The organism is Halobacillus seohaensis (genome assembly GCF_042663045.1).
In the GTDB taxonomy this organism is placed as follows: domain Bacteria; phylum Bacillota; class Bacilli; order Bacillales; family Halobacillaceae; genus Halobacillus_A; species Halobacillus_A seohaensis.
Window position 1 is genome coordinate 1 of record NZ_JBHSZV010000008.1, and the last position, 25,699, is coordinate 25,699.

Annotated in this window: 21 protein-coding genes; 15 read left to right on the forward strand and 6 right to left on the reverse strand. The window is 38.5% G+C overall.

Features of this window, described 5'->3' with window-relative positions:
• The first annotated feature begins 1,307 nt into the window (after positions 1 to 1,307).
• Complete coding sequence (locus tag ACFQIC_RS03015) at positions 1,308 to 1,481, forward strand: hypothetical protein (protein ID WP_204711346.1); 174 nt, start codon at positions 1,308 to 1,310, stop codon at positions 1,479 to 1,481.
• A gap of 177 nt (positions 1,482 to 1,658) precedes the next feature.
• Complete coding sequence (locus tag ACFQIC_RS03020) at positions 1,659 to 3,194, forward strand: BCCT family transporter (protein WP_204711348.1); 1,536 nt, start codon at positions 1,659 to 1,661, stop codon at positions 3,192 to 3,194.
• Between the two features lie 40 nt (positions 3,195 to 3,234).
• On the opposite strand, the gene kynB is transcribed toward ACFQIC_RS03020, so the two are convergent.
• The 3 genes from kynB to recQ form a co-directional block, all read right to left on the reverse strand.
• Complete coding sequence (gene kynB, locus ACFQIC_RS03025; protein WP_204711349.1) at positions 3,235 to 3,855, reverse strand: arylformamidase; 621 nt, start codon at positions 3,853 to 3,855, stop codon at positions 3,235 to 3,237.
• A 15-nt stretch (positions 3,856 to 3,870) separates the two neighbouring features.
• A complete protein-coding gene (kynU, locus tag ACFQIC_RS03030) occupies positions 3,871 to 5,136 on the reverse strand; it encodes a kynureninase (RefSeq protein ID WP_204711350.1) in 1,266 nt (421 codons plus the stop codon).
• Positions 5,137 to 5,247: 111 nt separating this feature from the next.
• Positions 5,248 to 7,392, reverse strand: coding sequence for a DNA helicase RecQ (gene recQ, locus ACFQIC_RS03035; RefSeq protein ID WP_204711351.1), 2,145 nt, complete (start codon positions 7,390 to 7,392; stop codon positions 5,248 to 5,250).
• Positions 7,393 to 7,491: 99 nt separating this feature from the next.
• Here recQ and ACFQIC_RS03040 point away from each other — a divergent pair, with 99 nt between their 5' ends.
• The 4 genes from ACFQIC_RS03040 (at position 7,492) to ACFQIC_RS03055 (ending at position 11,853) form a co-directional block, all read left to right on the forward strand.
• Complete coding sequence (locus tag ACFQIC_RS03040; protein WP_204711352.1) at positions 7,492 to 8,424, forward strand: NADP-dependent oxidoreductase; 933 nt, start codon at positions 7,492 to 7,494, stop codon at positions 8,422 to 8,424.
• A gap of 140 nt (positions 8,425 to 8,564) precedes the next feature.
• Positions 8,565 to 10,019 (forward strand): circularly permuted type 2 ATP-grasp protein, encoded by a 1,455-nt coding sequence (locus ACFQIC_RS03045; RefSeq protein WP_204711353.1) that lies wholly within the window; start codon positions 8,565 to 8,567, stop codon positions 10,017 to 10,019.
• Positions 10,012 to 10,977 carry an alpha-E domain-containing protein gene (locus tag ACFQIC_RS03050; protein WP_204711354.1) on the forward strand — a complete coding sequence of 322 codons (966 nt, stop codon included), beginning with the start codon at positions 10,012 to 10,014 and terminating at the stop codon, positions 10,975 to 10,977. Before ACFQIC_RS03045 ends, ACFQIC_RS03050 begins: the two co-directional genes overlap by 8 nt.
• Before the next feature lie 24 nt (positions 10,978 to 11,001).
• Complete coding sequence (locus ACFQIC_RS03055; RefSeq protein ID WP_204711355.1) at positions 11,002 to 11,853, forward strand: transglutaminase family protein; 852 nt, start codon at positions 11,002 to 11,004, stop codon at positions 11,851 to 11,853.
• A gap of 44 nt (positions 11,854 to 11,897) precedes the next feature.
• Here ACFQIC_RS03055 and brnQ read toward each other — a convergent pair whose 3' ends face one another.
• Entirely contained in the window at positions 11,898 to 13,202 is a 1,305-nt protein-coding gene (gene brnQ / locus ACFQIC_RS03060; RefSeq protein WP_204711357.1) for a branched-chain amino acid transport system II carrier protein, read from the reverse strand.
• A gap of 307 nt (positions 13,203 to 13,509) precedes the next feature.
• Between brnQ and ACFQIC_RS03065 the strand changes: the two genes are divergently transcribed.
• The gene (locus ACFQIC_RS03065; protein WP_204711358.1) at positions 13,510 to 15,369 is read left to right on the forward strand and encodes a cation:proton antiporter; all 1,860 of its coding nucleotides are present in this window, start codon (positions 13,510 to 13,512) and stop codon (positions 15,367 to 15,369) included.
• A 41-nt stretch (positions 15,370 to 15,410) separates the two neighbouring features.
• Here the strand turns inward: ACFQIC_RS03065 and ACFQIC_RS03070 are convergent, their stop codons facing one another.
• On the reverse strand, positions 15,411 to 15,590 hold the full coding sequence (locus tag ACFQIC_RS03070; protein WP_204711359.1) for an SE1832 family protein: 180 nt from the start codon (positions 15,588 to 15,590) through the stop codon (positions 15,411 to 15,413).
• A gap of 658 nt (positions 15,591 to 16,248) precedes the next feature.
• Here ACFQIC_RS03070 and ACFQIC_RS03075 point away from each other — a divergent pair.
• From ACFQIC_RS03075 to ACFQIC_RS03085, 3 genes are all read left to right on the forward strand, one after another.
• Entirely contained in the window at positions 16,249 to 16,806 is a 558-nt protein-coding gene (locus ACFQIC_RS03075; protein ID WP_204711360.1) for a TRAP transporter small permease, read from the forward strand.
• A 36-nt stretch (positions 16,807 to 16,842) separates the two neighbouring features.
• Positions 16,843 to 18,108, forward strand: coding sequence for a TRAP transporter large permease (locus ACFQIC_RS03080; RefSeq protein WP_204711361.1), 1,266 nt, complete (start codon positions 16,843 to 16,845; stop codon positions 18,106 to 18,108).
• Positions 18,109 to 18,171: 63 nt separating this feature from the next.
• On the forward strand, positions 18,172 to 19,227 hold the full coding sequence (locus ACFQIC_RS03085; RefSeq protein WP_204711362.1) for a DctP family TRAP transporter solute-binding subunit: 1,056 nt from the start codon (positions 18,172 to 18,174) through the stop codon (positions 19,225 to 19,227).
• Positions 19,228 to 19,738: 511 nt separating this feature from the next.
• Here the strand turns inward: ACFQIC_RS03085 and ACFQIC_RS03090 are convergent.
• Positions 19,739 to 20,809, reverse strand: coding sequence for an AI-2E family transporter (locus ACFQIC_RS03090; protein ID WP_204711363.1), 1,071 nt, complete (start codon positions 20,807 to 20,809; stop codon positions 19,739 to 19,741).
• A gap of 191 nt (positions 20,810 to 21,000) precedes the next feature.
• Between ACFQIC_RS03090 and pepT the strand changes: the two genes are divergently transcribed.
• The 5 genes from pepT to ACFQIC_RS03115 all read left to right on the forward strand — a co-directional run bounded on the left by pepT (position 21,001) and on the right by ACFQIC_RS03115 (position 25,672).
• Positions 21,001 to 22,227, forward strand: a complete 1,227-nt coding sequence (gene pepT, locus ACFQIC_RS03095; RefSeq protein ID WP_204711365.1) for a peptidase T — start codon at positions 21,001 to 21,003, stop codon at positions 22,225 to 22,227.
• Positions 22,228 to 22,507: 280 nt separating this feature from the next.
• Entirely contained in the window at positions 22,508 to 23,281 is a 774-nt protein-coding gene (locus tag ACFQIC_RS03100; RefSeq protein WP_204711366.1) for a TerC family protein, read from the forward strand.
• Between the two features lie 1,200 nt (positions 23,282 to 24,481).
• Positions 24,482 to 24,676 carry an SE1561 family protein gene (locus tag ACFQIC_RS03105; RefSeq protein WP_204711367.1) on the forward strand — a complete coding sequence of 65 codons (195 nt, stop codon included), beginning with the start codon at positions 24,482 to 24,484 and terminating at the stop codon, positions 24,674 to 24,676.
• A 26-nt stretch (positions 24,677 to 24,702) separates the two neighbouring features.
• Entirely contained in the window at positions 24,703 to 25,155 is a 453-nt protein-coding gene (locus ACFQIC_RS03110) for a GNAT family N-acetyltransferase (protein WP_204711368.1), read from the forward strand.
• A gap of 70 nt (positions 25,156 to 25,225) precedes the next feature.
• Positions 25,226 to 25,672 (forward strand): OsmC family protein, encoded by a 447-nt coding sequence (locus tag ACFQIC_RS03115; protein WP_204711369.1) that lies wholly within the window; start codon positions 25,226 to 25,228, stop codon positions 25,670 to 25,672.
• Positions 25,673 to 25,699 lie beyond the last annotated feature (27 nt).

The window sequence follows — 25,699 nt, forward strand, 5'->3', positions numbered from 1 at the left end:
TAAGACAATGGCGAAGTCTTTTGGGCATTTTTTTATCTTTAGGGACTTTTTCAGCAGCCTCCCCCTTCTCCCGCGGGAGTCTCGTCGTTTCAAAGCCACCCCATTCGACATGGAAATGAACGAACCCCCGAGATAGGAGAATGAGGCCACAGAAAAAGTGAATTTAATAAGAGAATTAACTCAACCAACAACTATATACGCGAGTGATTTCTTCTTTAACATCAACATGTTGACTGTGATTCTTTGCCTGTGTTAAATGTAAACACTTTTTCAGTAACCTCCCCGCGTACCCACAGGAGATTCCGCCTTCCCCACCGCCCCTTTCCGTATATTTCCATAGGAATCATGCTGTTCTCCGTTTTTGTTAAAGTATGAGATGTCTGATATAACGCCTATTGAAGCTTGATGCAGACCAGGGAATATGGCCATCATACAGATCTATTGAGCCATTAGATAAGTTGTTAATAATAGGGTGTGATAGCCTGTTTATATGAAGTGTACCTAGTAAGGGACCTTAAAAAAACTCTGTGGCAATAATTTCAGGCCATAAACGGCACTAGGAGTTGACCTGATGTGTATGTCTACCATCACCAACTCACCTTGTGAAAACCGTTTTGAATCAGGGCCTTTTAATGACAGAAGTGGGTCAATTTTATGACACAAATAAATCATTTCAATGGCAATATTCAGACAGCACCCCTGATTTCCATATAAAAAGTTCCGTTCCGCTCTTCATAGTTATGGGGGTGGGAAACCTCGATACTCCTACGGGAAAGGATAGACTGGCGAGACCCCGCAGAGCTTTAGGAGGCCACTGAAAAAGTCTTTACAAAGAAAAATACAATGGGACCACCTACTTTATATCGGTGATCTCATTGACATTTCCCTCTATATATTGATTGATTTAGTTTTTGTTCTCTTATATTATCAGTTTTTCAGCAGCCTCGGCTTTAGCTCGAGGAGGCTTGCCGGATTCCCTGCGGAAAGTGAGTGTTTTCCTGGACCTTTAAACGCCATCCTTTGTAACGGAAACCATCGGAATATCTGAAGTTGAGTCTTTCTTAATCTGTGGAGTTGGTTTAAGTTCACTTTTTCACAATCACCGCATTTATTTTACATGAAAGTGCGAAAATTGAGGGTCATTTTAATAGGCAACAGAACTCGTTAGATTATTCGGCTCGCTTTTTTGGAGGGAAAGTTCACTCTGCTCGCAAATAACAAGAATCTCTCTGAAGGTCGATCGTGATGGATTGAGTCTTATCAATACGGGTATAAATAAGGGTAGGTAACTCAAAGGAGGTGGACATATGCCAAGTTCAGAGAGTGAACTGCCAGGATTTCAGTCCAACCCAAACGATTTTGGAAAGTGTAGTAGCTGTGGAGTTATTTTAACATCGAGAAAAGAAGCCGAATTGACCCTTTGTAACGATTGTCAGGCACGCCACAAAGATCGTGAAGAAATCATGGGGAAAATTTTTTAATCGTCTATGGGAAGTTTGAAATTTGATCATAAATAAAAAATCAGAAAAAAGATTACAGTAAATTCTAAACTGTAATCTTTTTTAATACATGAAATATTTATATCTTTACATAATACTAATGAGGATGGTAAAGTATTTTATTGTGTAAAAAATTAAAGTTAACTAAAGGAGTTCTTTATGAAGGAAAAACAAAATGGTCGAGTAGACTGGCCCGTCTTTATAATTAGCGGTGGTGCTCTAGTCTTATTCGTTATTATGGCCCTTATCAATATCTCGTGGATTGAAACATTTGTTAGTACCACTTTTGGTTGGTCTGCCACTTATTTTGGGGCATTCTGGCAATTGTTAATGCTTGCTACTTTTTTTGTAGGACTATGGCTGGCGTTCTCTAAGTATGGAAAAATCAAAATGGGAGGACAAGACAAACCTGAATTAAGCACTTATAAATGGCTGTCGATTATAATGGCTACTTTATTAGCTGGCGGCGGAGTCTTTTGGGCTGCAGCTGAGCCTATGTACCACTTTTTAACGGTTCCCCCGTTTTTATCTAGTTTAGGAATAGAAGCTGGTACAGAAGCGGCCATTGATTCAGCACTAGCTCAAAGTTTTATGCACTGGGGCTTTCTTGCTTGGGCGATCCTTGGTACTATTAGTGCTGTTGTGATGATGTACGGTCACTATCAAAAAGGTATGCCATTGAAACCAAGAACGCTTCTTTATCCGATCTTTGGGGAAAAGATTCGTGATAATTGGTTCGGAACATTAGTTGATGCTTTCTCAATTATTGCAGTTGCTGCAGGAACCATTGGACCTATTGGATTTCTTGGACTACAAGCAAGTTATGGTATGCAAGAAATATTTGGTATACCAAACAATTTCAGTACACAATTCACCGTAATTTTTGCTGTAGTATTAATTTCAACCATTTCTGCTGTTACAGGTTTATATAAAGGGATTCAGATCTTAAGCAGTTTCAATGTGAGGCTTGCGATAGGATTGATGATTTTCATCCTTATTTTTGGACCGGGTGGATTTATAATTAATAACTTCGTTTCGTCATTTGGTTTTTACGTGGATCAATTTATTCCGATGAGTACTTTCCGTGGAGATAATGATTGGTTATCCCTTTGGACTGTTTTCTTCTGGGGTTGGTTTATTGGATACGGACCGATGATGGCGATTTTAGTCAGTCGGATTTCTCGAGGTCGTACGATACGTGAAATTATTGTTTCTGTATCTATTATTGCTCCCGTGATTTCTACGTTTTGGTTTACAATCCTAGGTGGGTCTGGAATATTCTTTGAACTGCAGAATCCTGGCTCTATTTCAGAGGCGTTAAGCGAAGCGGGTAATCCTGCAGCAATGTTTGCTATTACAGAACAGTTTACCTTAGCTTCTATAATTTCACCGTTGTTCTTACTTCTAACGATATTGTTTGTTGTTACTACAAGTGATTCAATGTCGTATACAATTGCAATGGCTGTTACCGGGGAAGGAAATCCTAAAAAATGGTTGCGTATTTTCTGGGCAGTTATTATGGGTTCTGTTGCAGCAATCTTACTGATTACAGGAAATAGTGGGATCACCCAATTACAAAATTTCATTGTGGTTACAGCAGTGCCTGTATCCCTGATATTGTTACCAATGATTTGGCTTGCACCTCGTGTGGCTAAGCAAATGGCCATAGATCAAAAAATAACAAAGAAAAAATAAAAGAAAAAGAGTAAGGCGCTTCATATTAGCGCCTTACTCTTTATTTTTGTCTTAATACAGCACGAACTGGGCTACCATCAGCATCATCCATTTTTAAGGGGAGAGCTGTTAACTCATAAGTTCCTGGAGCCACATGATCAAGAACAATACCCTCTAGAATTAGAATGTCCTCCGCATATAAAGAATGGTGAGCGGTTAGCTCTTTACTCGTTTCTGGATCAACTGAAGGTGTATCAACACCAATTAAATCTATACCTTCTTCTTTCAAAAAGGAAGCGACATCTTCTCCGATCACTGTATAATTTTCAGGGAATTCACCTCGATTTCTCCAACTCACAGAACGGAAAAGTACTTTATCTACACCTTCAAACCGGAATGGCTCTAAATCTTTTGCGTGAATGGTCGATTTTCCTTCCATATTAATGACAAGAGCCTGGCCTACAAAACGTTCAATGGGAAGATCAGCAATCTTCGCACCACGGTTATCATAATGAAAGGGGGCATCAACATGTGTTCCTGAGTGATTACTGGATTGAAATTGTCCTACGTTAACAGAACCAGTTTCATCCATTCCCCACGTCAATTTATAGCAAAAAGTCTGATCACCAGGCCAAGGGGGAGTCGAATTGTTTAGTGGCATGGAAATATCAATTAGTTTCATATACTAGATTCCTCCTTACGCAATCGTGCCTCGTTCATTGGAAAAACTCTTTTGTTTATCGTTATCTAAAATATCCTTTAATATTAATACCACATTGTATACATCTTCAAACGAAACATACAGAGCAACTGGTGCAAGTCTAATCACGTTAGGGGCGCGGAAGTCTGGGATGACGCCCTGTTGCTTTAAGGCTTTGCAAAGGCTGGCTGCTTCAGGGTGAACAAGACTAATATGCCCGCCTCGTCGATGGTCTTCCGTAGGATTAACAATTTTTAAATTGTACGTTGCTAATTTTTCAGAAATCAAATCCATAAGACAACGAGTTAGTTGCAACGACTTTTTCCTAATCTCATTGATCCCGGCTTCTTGAAAAATTTCTAAAGATCCGAGCAAGGGAGCTGAACTAAGAATATGGGGTGTGCCGATTTGAAAGGCACCTGCTGTCTGAGCATGTGTAAGGTCGTGTTCCATGTCAAACTGCTTGTCTTTGCTGGAACTGAACCAACCTGCTAAACCTGGTTTTCTACCAAGGTGTTTTTCATGAACGAAAAGGCCACCAACGCCACCAGGTCCGCTATTTAAATATTTATATGTACACCAAACGGCAAAATCGACTCCCCATTCGTTAAGTTTATGAGGAAGAGCGCCAATTGAATGGGCTAAATCGAAACCAACGACAATGTTGTGACTATGAGCAGCTTTGGTAATTCGTTCGATATCAAGCAATTGTCCACTACGATAAAGAACTGACGGTAGTAAAAGTAACGCTACTTCCTCATCCATCGCTGCAATAATGTCTTCTTCAGAAAGAGTATATTGGTCAGTGCTCTTTACTTGGATAAGGTGTTCCGTTGGATGAAGACCATGAAGTTCCAGCTGACTTTTGATTGCATAAATATCAGATGGAAAATTGAGTGCATCAGCGATAATCTTATTTCGTTTGCCGCTAGGTTTATAGAAAGTGGCCAAGAGTTGATGGAGGTTAGTAGTTATTGAACCTGTATTAATGACTTCCTCAGGCTTTGCACCAATTAATGGAGAAGTCATTTCGCCAAGTTTTTCCGACATGTAATACCAGGGTTGTTTTCCGTCTGTCCATCCCTCAATTCCAAACTGCTTCCAATCTTCTAATGAGGTAAGTAACGTTTGTTCAGAACGCTTAGAGAGTAAGCCTAGAGAGTTTCCATCCATATAATAAGTGTTTGAATCGCAGTGGAATTCTTCTTTATAGGAATGAAGTTTATCTTGCTGATCCAACCTTTTTACATCTTCAAGTTTCATTGAATTTCGCCTCCTGTTTTTATTATAAAGTCAGTGGTGTCAATAAGTAAAAGATACGAATCAAATCATTTCCTGTCAAAAAGACCGAGCCTCTAAGGCCCGGTCACGTATCTAATCTAAATATCCATGTTTAACTAATACGGCTTTTATTAAGCGGTAAGAGTATTCTTCAGGTAGTGCATCTTTTAAAGGCTTTAGTCGCTTTTCTTCTAATTGACTATGGGCCATTAACACGGCCGATTCCTGTTCATCGGAAAACCATTCTTCCCAATCGACATTAGAACCTTCTTTCATACATCGAAATAAATGGTTTTCAATCGTTTGCACGCTTAACTCACGATTCTCTGCTATTTCCTCAATCGTCATTTGCTGCTTTTGCCACATGTTAAAGGATTCCTCATGACTCGTACCTGATTCAGGAGTGCGAGGATTCCTTTTTTTAAAAGTTGGTTGGGAAGGGGGAGAAGGACGTTCACTTACCTCCTCCGCCCAAGGAGTTAGCAGTTCTAAAAATCTTTCCCCATATTGATCGAATTTTTGCTCTCCGACCCCTTTTATTCCAAGCATTTCTTCCCGGCTATTAGGCAAATAAATTGTGAACTCCTTTAGAGTAGCATCAGAGAAAATTACGTAAGGCGGTAGTTTCGCTTGATCAGCAATAAATTTACGTAACTTACGCAGCTCTTCAAACTTCTCAGTATCATAATTGATAGCTTGATCTGCCGTTGTTGTTTCTACAAGCATTTTCACAGGATGTTCGTTTTTTAAGACACTAACGGATTGTTCGGTTAACTGCAGAATTGGATAGCGTCCTTGACCAGGAGTTAGTAAACCTTCCGCTGTTAAGAAATTAATAAATCGAGTTAAATCCCTTTCAGTATAATGAGACAGAATGCCATAAGTAGAAAGCTTGTGGAACCTAAACTGCTTCACCTTTTGATCCGAGGATCCGCGTAAAACTTTAGCAGTTAAACCCGCTCCAAACCGTTCTCCCATCCGTTTGACACAAGAAAGGACCATTTGTGCTTCACGCGTCATATCCTTTTCTTCACCTTCGTGTAAGCAATTGGAACACTTTCCGCATGCTTGAGTCGTGAAAGGGTCATCAAAGTATTCGAGGATATATTGTTGTAAGCACATGTGTGTATGACAGTAGTTGACCATTGATTGTAGCTTGCGGTATTCATCTTGTTTTTTATTATCATCCATCATCGACTGGTCAATTAAAAAACGCTGCAAGTGGATATCTTGTCCGGAAAATAAAACCACACAGTCTCCGGGTTCACCATCTCGTCCTGCACGTCCCGCCTCTTGGTAATAAGACTCTAGATTCATTGGCATCGAATAGTGAATGACATAACGGACGTTTGATTTATCGATTCCCATACCAAACGCATTTGTTGCAACAATAGTCGTAATTTCATCATTTACGAAATTACTTTGCATATCTTTTCTTTGTTGCTCCGTCATACCTGCGTGATACTTTCCGATGGAGTAACCCTTTTTCTCGAAAAAATTTTGCAGGTGATCGGCATCCTTTCTTGTGGATGTATATATAATACCTGCCTCTTGAGGGCGCTGTTTCAGATATTCGAGTAAAAATTCACGTTTATCTCTTCCTTTAATGATTCGAAAAGAAAGGTTGTCACGAGCAAATCCAGTATTAACAACTGAGTCGTCGGACACGTTTATCAACTGTTTGATGTCGCGAATGACTTCCTGGGTTGCGGTAGCTGTTAATCCCATAACAATAGGGAGGTTAGGAATTTGATCAAGCGTTTGAACAATAGAACGGTAACTTGGTCGGAAGTCGTGTCCCCATTGGGAGATGCAGTGCGCCTCATCAAAAGCGATTAAAGATAAATTAATACTACGAAGTGTTGAAAGGAAAGAACGAGAGTCAAATCTCTCTGGAGCTACATAGACGAACTTATAGTGTCCTTTCTCCATGGCGTGAATTCGTTCTCGCTGTTCTTCAAAAGAAAGAGAGCTATTTATATAAGTGGCGGCAATACCATAAGAAGTAAGAGCGTCTACCTGATCTTTCATTAATGAGATGAGTGGAGATATGATAATTGCTGTGCCATCTAAAGTCAGACCGGGTATTTGATAACATAAAGATTTACCACCACCAGTTGGCATAACGGCTAATGTGTTTTGTTGATCTAAAACTTGTTGAATCGCTACTTCTTGTCCAGGACGAAAAGAAGCAAATCCATAATAATCTTGTAAAAGCTTTTGGGCTTGTTCCATCATAATTAGATCATCCTTTTCAAATGCTTTCCCTATCTTACCATGTTTTAAATGATTTGATAGGGGAAAAATATAGAGAGTATTTTAAGAGGAGAGTGTTTTATGAGAGCTGTAGTCATTGAACAATATGGAGGCAAAGAAAAACTAGTAGAAAGGGAAGTACCTATCCCTAAAATAGAAGATAATCAAGTGTTAATTGAGTTGCATGCGACTTCTATTAATCCAATAGATTGGAAGTTAAGAGAAGGTTATTTACAAGAAAAACTGGATTTTGATTTTCCGATTACATTAGGGTGGGATGCTGCTGGTATTATAAAGGACGTGGGCGCTGATGTGCAAAAGTTTAAAGTAGGAGACCGCGTATTTGCACGTCCAGAGCTATCAAGATTTGGTACCTATGCGGAGTATACAGCTGTAGATGAGAACTTACTATCTCATATTCCTGAGGAAGTTTCTTATGAGGAAGCAGCGGCTGTTCCTTTAGCTGGATTAACAGCAAGACAGTGTCTTGTTGACTTTGCTAACATCCAAGAAGGGGATAAGGTTCTTGTCCATGCGGGTTCAGGTGGAGTAGGACATTATGCCATCCAAATAGCAAAATCATTTGGTGCGTATGTAGCAACAACAGCTAGTGGTAGGAATCAAGAGTGGGTAGAGAAACTAGGAGTTGATCGTTTCATTAATTATAAGGAAGAAGACTTTGCAAATGTATTGAGTGATTTCGATATTGTCATTGATACATTAGGTGGTGAGATTCAGGAGAAAAGTTTCGGCATTTTAAAAAAAGGTGGAAGATTGGCTTCCATCGTTCAACCGCCTGACGAAGGAACTATGCAGGAGCATGAAGTAGAGGGAGCTTTTGTTTGGTTAGAACCAGATGGTGAAAAGTTGGCACAGTTAGCTAATTTAATGGTGAAAGGTGAGATGGTTTCTAAAGTTGGCCACCATTTCGACTTTAGTGAAGCAAGCTTAAGAGAAGCTCACGAATTAAGTGAGACTCATCATGCTGTAGGTAAAATTGTAATTACTATTTAACCATAAGGACCCCTCAAAGTCATCTACTTTAAAGATGACTTTGGGGGTTTTTTTGAATTTACTTCATAATTTTTTGACTATTCTATCAAATTTTAGGGTATAGTTTTCTACATAGTGTAAAATTAGGGGGAGAGCTAGAGATGCTAAAAAACTATGAAGTAGGTACATTTTTTGATGAAATGATGGATCCTAGAGGTACACCTAAACCGCATTATAAATCTTTTTACGATTTAATTGGTGATGTATCTTATGATCAGCTTCGTGAAAAGAATGAAACTGCACAATTAAATTTTTTGAGACAAGGAATTACATTTACAGTATATAATGATGCAGGAGGAACCGAGCGTACGATGCCTTTTGACTTCGTTCCGATTATTATACCGAGCGAACAGTGGAGTAAGATTGAAAAAGGCATGATACAGAGGATGGAAGCACTCAATCGATTTTTGGATGATATTTACCATAATCAGGAGATCGTTCATGACGGGGTCATCCCTGAGGATCTTTTCCGAGATAATCCTTATTTTTACAACAAACAGGTTTCGGGTTTAGAAATTCCTATGAAAAACCATATATTTTTAGCTGGCATTGACTTAATTCGTGATGAAAACGGAGAATACCGAGTTTTAGAGGATAATTTGCGTAATCCTTCCGGGATGTCGTACGTGTTTCAAAACCGTTATGTTATGCGTCAGGTTTATCCAGAACTATTCTACCAACATTCTATACGGACTCTGGAACATCAATTTCAAGACCTTCATGGATCCTTAATTAGTCATGCTCCTAAGAATACAATAGGTCAACCACGTGCAGTACTTCTCACACCAGGAATGTATAACTCTGCTTATTATGACCATATATTCTTAGCTCAACAGATGGGTGTTCAATTAGTTGAAGGCAGGGATCTAATTGTAAAAGATGACATGGTTTACATGAAGACGATTCGTGGATTGCAACGTGTAGATATAATTTACCGAAGAATTGATGATGAATTTTTAGATCCAGAGGCATTTAGACCTGATTCTTCACTAGGAGTACGAGGCTTATTAAGGGCTTATCGAAAGGGAAATGTTGCGATTCTAAATGGGATAGGTAACGGGGTAGCTGATGATAAAGCAATGTATGCATATGTACCTGACATGATCCGTTATTATTTAGATGAAGAACCTTTGATTAAAAATGTGGAAACCTACTTTTTGCGAGACCCTGAGCAGCTAGAATATACATTAGAAAACCTAGAGAAACTCGTTGTCAAAAATGTTGGGGCTTCTGGAGGTTATGATATGTTAATTGGACCTCAGTCAACAGAAGGAGAAAGAAGTGAGTTTCGCAGAAAGATAATCGAGAGACCTAGTCAGTACATTGCTCAACCAACTATTAAATTATCGAGAGCGCCATCCTTTCAAAAGGGAGAATTCTATCCTTGTCATGTCGATTTACGTGTATTTGTTATGAATGGTTCAACTTCGCATGTTTTACCAGGGGGATTATCTCGAGTTGCTTTGAAGAAAGGATCCCTTGTTGTTAACTCTTCTCAAGGTGGCGGCGGGAAAGACACATGGGTACTAGCGGAAGGAGGGATGAATCATGCTTAGTCGAGTCGCTGATTCATTATATTGGATGGCTCGAAATATAGAACGTTCTGAAAACAATGCAAGGATCTTAAGTACGCAGCTTATTCATATGTTGGAAGCTTCTGATGAACAGGTCATCGATCGTGATTGGGAAGAAATTTTAGAAATATGTGCATCTAAAGAGGAATATTATGAGCAATATGCTCGTCTTGATAAGGATACTTTGATTCAATATCTTACTATCAACCCTAGTAATTATAATTCTTTACAAAATAGCATGATTTATGCCCGAGAAAATGCGAAGGCAACACGGGACCATATCCCGGACGAGCTTTGGCAGTTAATAAATCGATTTTACCTGGAGAAAAAAGCTCTCCAAGAACAATTGCCATCTCAATCGACTCATGAACATTTAAAAGATATAATTCAGATGTCTATGACTTCTCAAGGAATCATAGAATCTACAATGATAAGAGGAATTCCCTATTCATTTATCAAAATAGGTAAATGGATAGAACGAGCAGAAAAAACAGCCCGGATTTTAAATGTCATTTGCGAGAAGACGTTAAGAGAAAAAAATAGTACAGATACGGAAAATTATTACTACTGGCTGACGGCACTACAAATCGTTAATGGACATGACTCTTATATTAAAGAACATCCTCCTACAATGAATCCTAAAGATGTTCTTACTTTTTTAATAGAAAATAGAAATTTCCCAAGATCTATTCGATACTGTGTGGATCACATAATGTATGCAATTCATAACCTAGAATCAGGGAAGGTTTCTCACTACTCAGAGGATCTTTTTCAGCTTCTAGCAGGTATTCAAGAAGAAATTGGCCGAACCGACATTTCCGGTATGAGCATGCGGGAACTAATGGCATTTCTAGATACTTTTCAAGAGGATTGCCATAAAGTAAGCCGAAAGTTTTCGGAGACTTATTACCTGATTGAGCCTGTGCACGCTAGTCATTGAAAGGGTAAGAAGGAGAGAAAGAGCATGAAGTATTTAATTGAACATACCAACTATTTCTACTATGACAATGATGTTGACCAAAGTATGAATACTGTTCGTTTAAAACCTCGAACAGATGAATGTCAAAGGCTAATCTCCTATCGGACGGAGATTACTCCAGCTTCCTTGACGAAGGAACACATAGATCTTTGGGGTAATCATGTAGAAACGTTTTTTATTGCACATAAGCACAAAGATTTAGTCTTCAAAACAATCTCAACAGTTAGTATTCAGAAGAGCCCATTCATTCATATGTTGAAATATACCGATGAAATGAGAAGGATCTTTCATTCAGAACTCTTCCATGATCATTATTTGCCGTATTTAAATGACACTGTTTATACATTTTTATATAAACACCAAGTGGAAGAAATCGTTCAAACTATTGGTGAAGCAACAGATCCTGTACAATTTGCTATCGACTTAACAAGATTTCTTCACCGATCAATTGTTTACGATGGTACCGTGACTCTAGTGAATACAAAAGCACACGAGGCATGGCCATTGAGGGCAGGAGTCTGCCAGGATTATGCTCATATTATGCTCGGCGTATTAAGGGCAAAAGGAATACCGGCACGTTACGTTAGTGGTTACCTCTATGTCGGTGAGGATTCCGCGCTTGTAGGTGACTCAGCAACTCATGCATGGGTGGAAGTTATGATCCCTGGGATTGGCTGGGTTGGATTAGATCCAACGAATAACGTAGAAGCTTTAGAAAATCACATTCGAATTGGAACTGGACGTGATTATGCAGATGTTAGCCCATTACAAGGGGTATATAGAGGTGGGGGACAGCGTTCCGATGTGAAGGTAAGTGTTACGTTGCTAGACCAATAAGAAACAGGGGATGTCCCTTTAAGACACCCCCTGTCTATTTAGTTTTATCTATTTGTTTCCGAATTCTTTACATAATCAATGACTAATCCAATTATACCACCTATGATCGCTGGTATAACCCATCCCAAACTGAATGTATACAAAGGAAGTAAGCTAACGAAAGGTTCAGCAAAACTCATCGAGAACCCGAATTCAGCTAGTCCATCACGTAAACTAATTAAACCAGTTAACAGTACAGCACCACGATAAACATAAGGAGAATGTCTAAATAGATTCCCTGTAAAAGTAAGGATTACTAATACGATAGCAATTGGATATAGAAAAACTAAGACAGGTACAGAATAAGCAATAATTTCATTTAAACCGAGATTTGAAACAAAGAAGCTGATAATCGTAATTATGAAAATCACTATCTTGTAGGATAATAAACGAAAGCGGTTAGAAAAGAATTGTCCACATGCTACGGTTAACCCTACGCAAGTAGTAAAACAAGCAAGTAAAACAATTAAGCCTAATAACATTGTTCCTATATTACCGTACATAAGGTTGGCTGCACTTGATAAAATAGCACTTCCATTGGAAAACTGCCCTTCTGTAGCCATCTTGGCACCAATCCAGCCGATGGAAACATACACCGAGGTTAACCCTAATGCTGTTACCAATCCTGCTTGTAAGGTACGGTACGTCAGCTCTTTAGGATCAGATATCCCTCGGTCACGGAAGGAAGTTACTACGATAATACCAAAAGCCAATGATGCAATAGCATCCATAGTCAGGTAGCCTTCAATAAACCCGGTGGAGAATGGTTGCGTACTGTATTTTTCTTGAGATGGTTGTATATCTCCATGCAATAAAAAGAAACTACCGACAACTAATCCTAAAATGGCTAAGAAAAGAGCTGGGGTTAACCATTGGCCAACCCGATCTACTAACTTAGAAGGATTTAAACTTGTAAGGAACACTAAAGTGAAGAAAATCAAGGTGAAAACAAATAATCCAGAAGTAGTCACGCCACCAATCCAAGGTGCTACTCCGGTTTCAAACCCTACATTGGCAGCGCGAGGAATACCAAAGAACGGTCCGATAGCTAAATATATTATGGAAGTAAATATTATTCCAAATAGTGGATGCACACGACTAGCTAATTCCACAGCTCCATTTCGGACTAGTGAAATAGCAACAACTGTGATTATGGGAAGACCAACACCTGTCAAAACGAAACCTAAAATAGCTGGAAAGTAAGAGCTACCAGCTTCCATTCCTAGAGAAACAGGATAAATTAAATTGCCTGCACCAAAAAATAAGGCAAATAGCATAAATCCAATGAATATTGTGTCTCTTCTTTTCATATGTCATCCTCCTCTTGGTTGTGGGTGTATATATTAGTGTAAAAAAGCTCCTCTTTGACAGGAGGAGGAGGCATCGTTTCACAGCTTTCAGTATTTGACACAAGCGTAATCGTACCAATGTCAAAAAATTATGTCAACGTATTTATTGAGTAAAATAATGTATTGAACGTAACACTTTTTGGAAATGGGTTATAATAAAATAAATAATTGATTAGAACAAGTTAATTTACATAAAGATAAAGGGTCTATAGAATATGCCTATATGATAAAAAACCTACAATTTTTAGAAGGTTAAGGAGACATCGTTATGATCGATTCATTGTTGTTTGATTTTATGTTAATTGGCTTATTGGGAGTAGGAGCCCAATGGGTCGCGTGGCGATTTAGATTACCAGCCATTGTAATTATGTCTATTGCTGGTTTGTTAGTCGGACCGATCTTTGGTTGGATTGACCCCGAGCAAGATTTTGGAGCATTATACAATCCGATTATATCTTTAGCTGTTGCGGTAATCTTATTCGAAGGTGCTTTAAATTTAGACTTTAAAGAGGTTCGGGGCCTTGGGCGTCCGGTATTCCGTATTGTTACTGTTGGAGCCTTTATTAGTTGGATTCTAGGGGCGTTAGCAGCCCATTATGTAGCTGGATTATCTTGGGCTGTCGCATTTGTGATAGGTGGATTATTTATTGTTACGGGTCCCACTGTTATCTTACCTTTGTTAAGACAAGCAAAGCTTAAGCCAAGGCCTGCAAAAATCTTAAAATGGGAAGGTATCATTATTGACCCTATTGGTGCTTTATTAGCGGTTTTTGCCTTTGAAATTATCCAGTTTTTGTTAGGTACTAACGGAACTCCCTCGGAACTTGTAACTTTCTTCCTTGCCTCTATATTCGCGGTTATTCTAGGTTATGGACTAGGAAAAGGTGTAGGGTGGATGTTTGAAACGGGGTACGTACCGGAATTCCTTAAATCACCAGTTGTTTTTGCTACTGTTATTGCTTGTTTTTCAATTGCAGATGAAATCACACATGAGACCGGACTTTTATCTGTCACTGCAATGGGAATGACGATGGCAAATATGCACATTTCTTCAATTTCAGATATGAAGCATTTCAAAGAAAATATTTCTCTATTATTAATTTCAACGATATTCGTCATGTTAACAGCGTCCCTTAATCGTGATACGCTAGTGGAAATTTTTAATATAGAAATTGTTGGATTTGTACTTCTTATGTTATTTATTGTTCGCCCTCTGTCGATTATAGTTTCAACATGGGGAACGGACTTAACAAAATCAGAAAAGGTTCTCGTAAGTTGGATTGCGCCTCGTGGAATTGTAGCCTTAACGGTAGCTAGTTATTTCGCAAGTGTGTTGCTGGAAGCTGGATTTGAAGATGCTTCTATTCTTATATCAATTACCTTTGCTCTAGTATTCACAACGGTTGTCGCCCATGGTTTTTCAATCGGTTGGTTATCGAAGAAACTTGGACTTTCTATGGAAGGCCCTCCAGGTGTACTCATTGCCGGAGGAAGTGCTTTCTCAACAGAACTAGGCAAGGTACTGCAAGGGTTGAAAGTTCCAGTTCTTATTAGTGATTCCTCTTGGGAACGGTTATCCTTAGCTCGATCTCAAGGTTTAAAAATATACCATGGAGAAATCCTGTCTGAACAAACGGACTACCACTTAGAAATGACACCGTATGAGTATATGTTGGCTGCTACAGAGTATGATTCTTATAACGCACTAGTCTGTACAACGTTTGTCCCAGAGTTTGGACGCAATAACTTATTCCAACTTAGCTTAAGTAAACGAGAGGGAGACAACCTCGAAGATCTTGTGCACACGATTGGTGGACGGATTTTAATTGCTGAGGACGCAACATGGGAAGAGTTAAATAAACGGATAGAGAGTGGATATGTCTTTAGAAAAACAAATATAACGAGACAATTCACGTATAAGGATTATCTCAATAAACTGGACGATGATGCTATGCTAGTGTTCGTCAAAAAGCCTACTAATAAGGTTGAGTTTTTCAGTCATAAGCTAGAACTTAAGGTTGAAACTGGTGATATAATTGTATCGCTTACGCCTCCAAGTAAAGAACATGTGAAAATTCAAGAGAAATTAGAAAAGCAAAGATATGAAAGTGAATTGAAACAAAAATAAAAAAGCGCGAGTCATCAGAAAAAATGATGACTCGCGCTTTTTTATTCAGATTCGGTTAATTGTTTTTTTAAATCTCGGAGTTGATCTTCCATTCTAGCCAGCTGTTTTTCAGCATTTTGCACATTCGCGCCAGCGGCCTCCAGCTTATCGAGGTCTCCTTGGATTTGGATGTAATCTAATTTAAGGGCGGCAATTTCATCTTGAATTTCTTGTTTTGTCATCTCTCTATCACTCCTTGTTTTTTAATTGTAGCTCAATTGTTTACCCTTAACAAACCGTGTGAAAATTCTTAATTTATAATGTTAAACTTGAAAATAATAGTTTAATTGGTTGAGAAAAGGGGTAAAAGTACTTAAATAGCTAAACACTTTTAGATATTATTTTAGCTACCACATATTTCACACGTTTCTAAGGTTGGGCAAACCGTCAATACTAACAATCTCATCATGAACCTCAAAGTAATTACTAATTTCCTAGGTGTATTATTGTGAAAATGTTAAAGAAAGGGAATTGCCTTTGTACACTGTACACGGATATTTCGAATGATAATTCCAAATGAATAGACAAAAATATTAGTTTTAGAAGAATTCGAAACTCAACAGTTTCCCATTTTCTAAACTCGACAAACGCTTTCATAGGTCAATTATCTCATTTGAATATTAGAAAAATTATAAATATGGAGGATTATGGATGTATTAATAGCTAAATGGCCCTTTAAATATATATATCATAGCTGAGTGGGGCTCACTATGATATATAAAAGTTAAAAACAGATTATACTGTATAAATCAATTTGTGCGTTTGGTTTTTCTTCGATATTATTGATATTAACTGGGCTAATATTCTTATAAGATGCTCATTAGAGGAGGACAATCACATTTGAAATTTTTCAGAGTACTAGACAAAGTCGTCCTTAAAATTGAAGAATTCATTTTGGGGTATTCAGTTATTATAATTGCTCTGATGGTGGTCGGTAACGCATTAAGTCGTGCCATATTCAGTTACTCCCTTTTCTTTGCCAACGAGGTTAGTCAGATTGCTGTAATTGTGGCCACTTTCATGGGAATCAGCTATGCAGCTCGAAAAGGACGTCATATCAGTATGTCGGCCTTCTACGATTTGGCTCCATTTAAAGTGAGGAAAATTGTTTCAACGATCATTCCTTTCCTTGTGGCTGTTGTATTATTTATGTTAGCTTACTATTCCGCTTTATATGTGCAAAATGTTCGTGAATCAGGGACAGTAACTTCAGCACTTGAGATGCCAGCTTATATAGTTTATATAGCTATTCCTTTAGGGTTTTTCATGGGGGGTATCCAATTTTTAAGAAATATGTGGATTAATATCGTTAAACGTGAAGACGTTTATTTAGGAACCGATGCAAAAGATTATAATGACGAAGATAAAACAAAAATTGATGAAGCTACACATTTATAATTACTTAACTAAAACATCTGTAGAAAGGATAACGATATGGTCGCAACCCTACTAACGATCATGGTGGTCCTTTTGTTATTGAATTTTCCGATGATGATTCCGCTCATGGTAGCTCCGATCATCGTAGTATTCTTGTATTTTCCGACAATGGACCCGATGATTCTAATGAAGCAATTTTCAACCGGTATCGAGGCTTATGTATTACTAGCAGTTCCGTTATTCATATTCGCTGCTGATATTATGACGGCGGGTAAGACTTCCAGACGTTTATTAGATTTTATTGGATCTTTTATTGGACACATACGTGGGGGATATGCGGTTACAACTGCCGCTTCGTGTACATTATTTGGAGCAATTTCCGGCTCTACACAGGCAACAGTAGTAGCCATAGGTAAGCCGATGCGTGAGCGATTACTTAAAATAGGCTACAAAGACTCTACAGCAATGGCTTTAATCATTAACTCAAGTGATGTGGCATTACTCGTTCCTCCAAGTATCGGGATGATTATGTACGGACTCGTCTCAGGTACATCTGTAGGAGACTTATTTATTGCTGGTATTATTCCAGGTATCATTGTATTTTTAAGTTTTGCTATTTTCAGCATTATTTATGCAAAGGTTACAAATATTCCTTTAGCCACGAAAGCAACTTGGAGTGAAAGGTTAGATTTTACTAAAAAAGCAATCTTACCTCTAGGATTCCCAATCATTATCATAGGCGGGATTTATATAGGGCTTTTTAGTCCGACTGAGGCTGCAGGTATATCTGTGTTATATGCATTTGTTCTAGAAGTTATTATTTATCGTTCCATTCATATTAAGGAACTTCCTGAAATTGCAAAGTCTACCGGACTTGTGACTTCGGCTGTGTTTGTACTCGTTGCAGGAGGACAAGCCTTCACATGGGTGATCTCCTTTGCGCGTATACCACAAATGATTACAGAAACGGTATTAGGATCTGACCCAACTGCAATATACGTCCTTATCATGGTCACAATATTTTTCTTTGTCGGCTGTATGTTTGTAGATCCAATTGTTGTTATTTTAGTACTTACACCAATCTTCTATCCAGCTGCAATGGATGCGGGCGTAGATCCTATTCATTTAGGAGTGGTGATTACATTCCAGGCTGCCCTAGGTTCAGCAACGCCGCCGTTTGGAGTGGATATATTTACGGCAAGTGCCGTTTTTAATAAACCTTATTTAGAAGTTATTAAAGGTACTCCACCTTACATTGTTATGATGGTGATTATTTCAGTTTTAATTATTTATTTTGAGGAACTTTCCCTAATGCTTTTATAAAAGTATGGGGAAAGATTATATAAAAAATAATGGGAGGTCATTAACATTTTAAACAAAAAGAAAATGTTAGGTTTATTATTGGCATTTACGTTTAGTTTAGTTTTAGCTGCTTGTGGTCAAAACGAGGAAAGTAGTGGCGGTGATGATGGAGAAAGTGGTAGCGGATCTGAAAGCTATGACTGGAAATTCGTCACAGAGGAAGTAGAAGGTCAAGTGCAGTATGAGTATGCAGTTGAATTTGCCGATCGAATGGATGAAAAATCTGATGGTCAAGTTAACATCGAAGTTTATGAGTTTGGCGGTTTAGGAAGTGAAACAGACCAAGTAGAGCAATTAGAGAGTGGTACAGTTGAAATGGCTGTTATGTCACCAGGTTTCACAGGAAACATGGTTAATGAAGGTCAAATTTTTGCCTTGCATTTCCTTTTCCCGGATAGTGTAGCAAAAACTCAAGAAATTCTTAATACTAGTGAAGCATTAAACACAGATCTAAAAGAACAGTATGAAGAGCATAATATTACCCCACTATCTTATTGGACAGAGGGAGCTATGCAGTGGACATCTAGTAGTGAAATTTCAGAGCCAGCGCATTTTGAAAACTTCAAAATGCGTACACAAGATTCTCCGCTTATTCTAGAATCTTATAAAGCCTATGGTGCTGATCCAACACCAATGAGTTGGTCTGAACTTTATACATCACTTGACCGCGGTACAGTAGAGGGACAAGAAAATCCAATCTTCTTTATTGGGGATGCTTCTTTCCACGAAGTGCAGGATTACATGACGATTTCTAACCACAACAACTATGTGGCGATGACTACGGTTAATACAGGCTGGTATAACGATCTTCCAGAGGATATGCAAGCCATGCTTGATGAAACAACAGAAGAAATGCAACAGTGGGCTTTCGATGAACAAAATGCCCAAAACGAAGAATGGTTAGAAACGATCAAAAATGATGAAGAGAATGCAACTACAATTATTGAGTTGGATGAAGAACAGCGTAATGCTTTCCGCGAAAAAGCTGAACCAATCCGTGACTATTATAGGGAAGAGATATCTACAGTAGACGGAGCTATTTTGGACAAGCTAATTGGAGAGATTGAAGCAGTAGAATAACTATTTTAATTTAAAAGGACCGTTCCCAAAGAGGGAACGGTCCTTTTAAATTATTGCAGGGATTTTGCCAAGGTTTGGTTTGTTTGTTGTAACCCTTCCACGTTAAATAAATGACTAGTAAGGACAAGAAACCTGATATTTTAAATAATGTAGTAGTTTTAACAAATGTATAAATTAAGCCTAAAACATCCCATTGGCAATTCCACTGCGCTCCCCATGTTTTCGAAATTACAGGCTTGGAGTGCAGGAATCATAGACCCATAATCCGCTCCAAATAATTAGTGACCAATAAAAGGAAGAATTAAAGTGGCTGCGATTGAGAACATTGTAGTTAGAAGACCAATTGCAGTTCACTTCCTTCGTTGGATTCAATATAAGGAAAAGGAGGTTAGGGAGAAGCATTTGAAAGCTTAGCTCATAAACGTAAATAAAGCGGCTGAAATAGCAAGGCCCTCACTTTCTAATCTAACAAGCCCCGCTATGTTTAAATAGCGGGGCTTATCCGTTCAGTTTAATCGTGTGTTGATTTATGTTCCAACCATTCATGGTAAAAATGACTAGTGATTGTTTTTAGCACCGCGTAGGTAGGAATCGCAAAGAGGAGTCCTAGGAATCCTGCTAAACTCCCTGCCGCTAAAATTATAGTAATAATCGTTAAGGGGTGAATACTGAGGGCTTTTCCCATAACGTTAGGTGATACTAAGTTTCCTTCTAACTGTTGAGCAATGATCATGATAATAGTAACATAGACCGCCATGATTGGGTCCTGAAATAAACCAACGAGTATAGCGGGAATAACGGCTAAGAATGGTCCAACGAAAGGGATAACATTCATTAGCATAGCGAATAGGGCAAGGGTTAAAGAGTAATCAAGGCGAATGACTAAGTAGCCTACTAATAAAATTACTCCAACGAAAAAACTAACAGTAAGCTGACCAATAATAAATGAGTTTAATGTGTGATCAATGGACTTAGCTAGCTTTTCGAAACTATTTCCGATTCTTTTATTCATAAATTGCTTTAAGAAAGGAATTAGTTTTTCTCCATCTTTTAACATAAAAAATAAGAAGAATGGGATAAGTACAAGCGCGAAAACGAAGCCAACAAACTGGCCAATGGCGTCGATGATTACCTCGGGTGCTGCATCAAGAGAGCTTTGCAGACTTTCTACAACACTATTTATAGCACCATTAAATTGATCAGGAATGATGTCTTGGTTTTGCTGCCAATACGTAATTGTTTCTCCAATCATATTGCTCATTCGAGGAATATTATCCACGAGTCTAGTGAATTGCTGCTGTGCAATAGGAGCGATAAATTGAATGACAAAGAAACCAGCTAAAATAAAAAGAATAAAAACGATCAATATCGAAAATATTCTATGGATTCTATAGTGTTCAAGAAAATGCATGATGGGTCTTGAAATATAAAACAAAATAGCCCCGCCTATTAAAGGAAGAGCAATAGCCCCAGCGTATGTAAGAAAGGGATCAAAGAAGTATTGTATTTCGTGAAGTAATAAAATGAGCAAAGAAAATAAGATACCGGCAACTAGTACTTGGAACCAGCGTTTATGTATCATGTCATCCCACCTTTTCAAGTAATGATAGATTTAAGTGTTTTCCCTAATACTTGCACTATTATGCAAAAATATGAAAGTCTATAACAAGTATACTATAAGATCATAATTGATGAAGGAAAATGAGAACTTCTTACAATAAAAAAGGGCTACACGTTATAATGAAAGAAAATAGTACGAAAGGGTGTTATTAAATGAAAGAGGAATTATTAAAAAGGTTCAAAAGCTATGTGAAAGTAGATACTCAATCCAATTATAATAGTGAAATGACCCCATCTACTGAAAAGCAGTGGGTGTTGGCACGCCAACTTGTAGAAGAATTGCAACAAATCGGTATGGAAGAAGTTACGATTGATGAACATGCGTATGTCATGGCGACCCTTTCTTCGAATACGGAAAAGGACGTTCCTGTTATGGGTTTTTTGGCTCATATCGATACGGCTACTGATTTCACAGGTAAAGGTGTCAACCCCAAAATTGTTAAAGATTACGATGGGGGAGATATTTATTTAAACGATGAAGTTGTTCTATCACCGAAACATTTTGAAGAACTTACTACATATAAAGGACACACCCTTGTTACAACAGATGGTACGACATTACTAGGTGCGGATAATAAGGCAGGCGTAACAGAAATTATGACTGCTATGAACTATCTTATTCAACACCCTGAAATTAAGCATGGGAAGATTCGTATAGCTTTTACACCTGATGAAGAAATTGGTCGTGGTCCCCATAAGTTTGATGTTGAGCGATTTGGTGCTTCTTTCGCCTATACGGTTGATGGAGGACCACTTGGTGAATTGCAGTACGAAAGTTTTAATGCTGCTGGTGCTAAAATCACCTTTCATGGAAACAGTGTACACCCAGGCACGGCTAAAGGAAAAATGGTCAATGCATCAAAATTAGCCATGGAATTCATTAACCAATTACCAACACAAGAGTCTCCTGAGTTTACAACAGAATATGAAGGTTTTTACCATTTAATATCTTTTAATGGAGACGTTGAAAAGGCAACTCTAATTTATATAGTGAGAGATCATGATAAAGAAAAGTTTGAAATGAAAAAAGAAAACCTCCAAATTATTGTGGAGGAGTTGAATGAGAAGTATGGAGAGAATATTGTTAAATTAGAAATGGAAGATCAATATTATAATATGCGCGATAAAATCAACCCTGTCAAGGAAATTGTAGATGTTGCCTATCAGGCGATGGAAAGTCTTGATATTAAACCGATCGTTCATCCGATTCGAGGAGGTACGGATGGGTCTCAGCTTTCCTATATGGGATTGCCTACACCAAACTTGTTTACTGGTGGAGAAAATTTTCATGGGAAATATGAGTACATCTCACTAGAAAATATGGTGAAAGCAACAGAAGTAATCGTTGAAATTACGAAGCTTTTTGCAAAAGATAGATAATGAAGTATAGATGTATTTTTGCAATCACATAATGAGAGATGGGAAAGGTTAAAAATTTAATTGACAAATAACGAACCCATGCTATGATTAAGGAAGAATATAGCATTTCCTAAAGGGGAGTAGCTGGACAGTAAAGTCGTCATTACGGGAGTGATCCCCGGCTTTATTGGCAACGGACGTTGTTAGCGAGACCTTTACCCACCCATGGGTAAAGGTCTGTTTTTTTATGATCTTTACCTTTGAGGTAGAGATCATTTTTTGTTAGAAGGAGAGAGATTAGATGGATGCTCAATTATTAATAGAATACGGTTGGGTTTTGATCGTACTCGTAGGATTAGAAGGGATATTAGCCGCAGATAACGCTTTAGTTTTAGCCATTATGGTGAAGCATTTACCGGAAGATCAGCGTAAGAAAGCCTTATTCTATGGTTTGTTAGGGGCCTTCGTCCTTCGATTTGCTTCATTATTTGTTATTTCTTTTCTCGTTGATGTTTGGCAAGTTCAAGCTTTAGGGGCCGCGTACTTATTATTTATTTCAGTAAAACATTTAACTGATAAATGGCGAGCAAGAAAAGGTGATAATGAAACAACTGGTGGGGAAAAGGATCCAGAAGGCAAAGGATCAGGATTCTGGATGACGGTGTTCAAAGTCGAGCTTGCAGACTTAGCTTTTGCAGTTGATTCCATTTTAGCAGCCGTAGCTTTAGCCGTTGCTTTACCTGCTACCCCACTTCCGAATGTAGGAAGTCTTGATGGGGGACAGTTTGCAGTTATTCTCGCCGGCGGAATGATTGGTATTATTATCATGCGTTTTGCAGCCAATGTATTTGTGAATCTATTGCAGTCTCGTCCTGGTTTAGAAATTGCGGCTTTTGTCATTGTAGGATGGGTAGGGATTAAGCTCGTTGTTTCTACTTTAGCCCACCCGAATATCCAAGTAATTGATGAGCACTTTGCTCACTCTACTGTGTGGAAAGTCTCATTTTATACGATATTAGTAGGGATTGCTGTCGCGGGTTGGTTTTTATCCGGCAAAAAGAAAACAGAAAATTAATAAAAGCTGCAGGAGATTTATTTAACGGGTTCAGTTTTCGAGTACAAAACATGAAATAACATACGAATGAAGAGACCAAATCGCATATGATTTGGTCTCTTATTATTCCTTGTTATATCAACGATTATCGGTATTTAACATATAAATTAGCATACAAAATCAGAGATTGTGCTTGAATTCGAGATGTTTGTGTGAATTTAGGGGCTGCGGGAAACGGTTCGCTTTCCATGGGGCGGGCGCTGAGCCTCCTCGGACTTCGTCCTGTGGGGTCTAAGCTGTCCCGCACATCCCATAGGAGTCTCCCCGTTTCCCTCCGCCCCTTTACCATAAAAGTGTCTCGATACCCCTTCAAGAAAAGGCAGCCATTCCTAAGTTTGCATGCAAATCTTGATAGCGGGCGGTCCTATTAAAATCCTTGATATAGAGAGGTTCATTGCAATAGAACACGGATAGTGGAAGATAGTCCTTCTGGGAAAGGGATTCGTTTCTCACACATCGAATGGGGGGCTTGGGAATCTCCCCGTTTCCTCGCCACCCATCCTTTCGGCCCTACCGCCATGAGTCGTCTTCTGTGTTTACTACACCATATGGAACAAGTGTGCAGTTGCAAACTCTCATCTATGAATAGCCTACAATTTGAAGAACCAATTACTTAGGTTTCCGTCTGCCTCACAATGGCAAGGAGGTCCGGGAAATCGCAAGACTCCACGGAGGCGCCTTGGTCAGCGGCGTATGGACTGGACTGAGCTGTCGAGAACATCGTGATTCGATGTTGACTTACCGTACAGAAGCGAGGGAAGTCTCACTAGCCGCTAACGCCCGACGGGATTGATGAACTAGATTTAGCCTTCGTCCTTATAAGGCGTAAGAGCTGGGATGAACATGATCGGTGAGATCTCAAGTAAAGGATGCCTTAGTTGAAGAAGAAAAGGTAAAGGAAAAACGCTTGGATATTAAAATGTCCAAGCGTTTTTCCTTTACCAATTGTAATGTTATTTAGTATGTTAATTGTTCCGATAATTCTGTTGCTATTTTTCCCTCTAAATATGTTTTTGTACTCCAAAACCGAACTATTTAAGGTTTATTCCTGCAGCTTTTTTGTTAGATTTTTATAGTAGAGGTATCTATCTATATTGTCTTAACTAGTGGTTTGTTATAGTAAGTAAATAGGGTATTAATTATAATAAGAGGAGGGGTACGATGGGAAAAGCAGCTAATAATCGAGCCGATCAATTCACCTATATAAAGAATCGGATTCAAATGTTAAATCAAGTAGTTTCCACCATGAATCCAGAAGATATAGATATTGATGACTATAATCGGGTTCTGGAAATGATTGAACAATTGCATTTGAAAATGAATCGTTTTAAAAAGGATTGGGGAGATAATAACTGACAGAGACTCCTTAATGGGGGGAACCTATGAATTTTCAACCAATGTCACAAGAAGAAGCAAAGCAGGTTGTTTCATGGCAATATCAAGGAGAGTATAGTTTTTATGATATGAAGGCAGACTTGGAAGATTATGAAAAGTTTATTCATCCTAACACACGTAATCCTCATACATATAGTGCATATGAAGACGGAGAATTTATTGGAATCTTCACAGCGCAAATAGTCGGTGAAAGAACTATTGATATAGGGTTAGGGATGCGTCCGGATCTCACAGGGAGAGGGATGGGGCAGCGGTTTATAGAAAAGGGGCTGAAATACGTCGGCGAGCAAATTCCTTTTTCAGAAGTGACTTTGGCTGTTGCTTCCTTTAATAAACGAGCGATCAAAGTGTATGAACGGATTGGGTTTGAGACAGTACATACGTTTTATCAAAAGACGAACGGTGGGGAATTTCTTTTTGTGAAAATGGTAAAAAAATGAAAAGTGAGGCAATTAACTTCTGATCATTAGAAGTAATGCTTTACAATAAAATAGCGAAGGAGTGATTACAGTGGTCCTACATTATTTTCATTTAAAAGCCGATTGGCCAGGTGGTCGAAATGAAGTTGGTTATATAGAATCTGATAAATTGAAAACGAAAATATCCATTCCAAAAGAAATGGACGGCCCTGACATAGGTACTAATCCTGATGAAATGCTATTAGGAGCAGCAGCGACTTGTTATATCATTAGTTTAGGGGCTCTGATCGAGCGTGCGAACTTACCGCTTGCCGAGATGGCCATGGAATCGGAAGGCATTGTTGACGTAACTGAGGGTGTGTTCACGTATCAAAAAATCATTCATAAGCCGAGAGTGTTCTTAACAAGGGAAGCAGGGGAGAAGGAGCTCAAAAGACTTAATGCATTAGTTGAAAAAGCGGAGAGTAGTTGTATGATCTCCAGGGCAATCGCAGGAAATGTGGAACTGGAATTACAAGCTGATACAGGTATTCACTAAACAAAATCCACGCATATAATTATGCGT

Bases quoted from the DNA above. Each gene is read 5' to 3' on its own strand.
- ACFQIC_RS03110 (WP_204711368.1), top strand. From the start codon at position 24,703: ATGAATTTTCAACCAATGTCACAAGAAGAAGCAAAGCAGGTTGTTTCA.
- ACFQIC_RS03045 (WP_204711353.1), top strand. From the start codon at position 8,565: ATGCTAAAAAACTATGAAGTAGGTACATTTTTTGATGAAATGATGGAT.
- ACFQIC_RS03100 (WP_204711366.1), top strand. From the start codon at position 22,508: ATGGATGCTCAATTATTAATAGAATACGGTTGGGTTTTGATCGTACTC.
- kynB (WP_204711349.1), bottom strand. From the start codon at position 3,855: ATGAAACTAATTGATATTTCCATGCCACTAAACAATTCGACTCCCCCT.
- ACFQIC_RS03040 (WP_204711352.1), top strand. From the start codon at position 7,492: ATGAGAGCTGTAGTCATTGAACAATATGGAGGCAAAGAAAAACTAGTA.
- recQ (WP_204711351.1), bottom strand. From the start codon at position 7,392: ATGATGGAACAAGCCCAAAAGCTTTTACAAGATTATTATGGATTTGCT.
- ACFQIC_RS03065 (WP_204711358.1), top strand. From the start codon at position 13,510: ATGATCGATTCATTGTTGTTTGATTTTATGTTAATTGGCTTATTGGGA.
- ACFQIC_RS03020 (WP_204711348.1), top strand. From the start codon at position 1,659: ATGAAGGAAAAACAAAATGGTCGAGTAGACTGGCCCGTCTTTATAATT.
- brnQ (WP_204711357.1), bottom strand. From the start codon at position 13,202: ATGAAAAGAAGAGACACAATATTCATTGGATTTATGCTATTTGCCTTA.
- ACFQIC_RS03070 (WP_204711359.1), bottom strand. From the start codon at position 15,590: ATGACAAAACAAGAAATTCAAGATGAAATTGCCGCCCTTAAATTAGAT.
- ACFQIC_RS03050 (WP_204711354.1), top strand. From the start codon at position 10,012: ATGCTTAGTCGAGTCGCTGATTCATTATATTGGATGGCTCGAAATATA.
- ACFQIC_RS03015 (WP_204711346.1), top strand. From the start codon at position 1,308: ATGCCAAGTTCAGAGAGTGAACTGCCAGGATTTCAGTCCAACCCAAAC.
- ACFQIC_RS03105 (WP_204711367.1), top strand. From the start codon at position 24,482: ATGGGAAAAGCAGCTAATAATCGAGCCGATCAATTCACCTATATAAAG.
- ACFQIC_RS03055 (WP_204711355.1), top strand. From the start codon at position 11,002: ATGAAGTATTTAATTGAACATACCAACTATTTCTACTATGACAATGAT.
- ACFQIC_RS03080 (WP_204711361.1), top strand. From the start codon at position 16,843: ATGGTCGCAACCCTACTAACGATCATGGTGGTCCTTTTGTTATTGAAT.
- kynU (WP_204711350.1), bottom strand. From the start codon at position 5,136: ATGAAACTTGAAGATGTAAAAAGGTTGGATCAGCAAGATAAACTTCAT.
- pepT (WP_204711365.1), top strand. From the start codon at position 21,001: ATGAAAGAGGAATTATTAAAAAGGTTCAAAAGCTATGTGAAAGTAGAT.
- ACFQIC_RS03085 (WP_204711362.1), top strand. From the start codon at position 18,172: ATGTTAGGTTTATTATTGGCATTTACGTTTAGTTTAGTTTTAGCTGCT.
- ACFQIC_RS03090 (WP_204711363.1), bottom strand. From the start codon at position 20,809: ATGATACATAAACGCTGGTTCCAAGTACTAGTTGCCGGTATCTTATTT.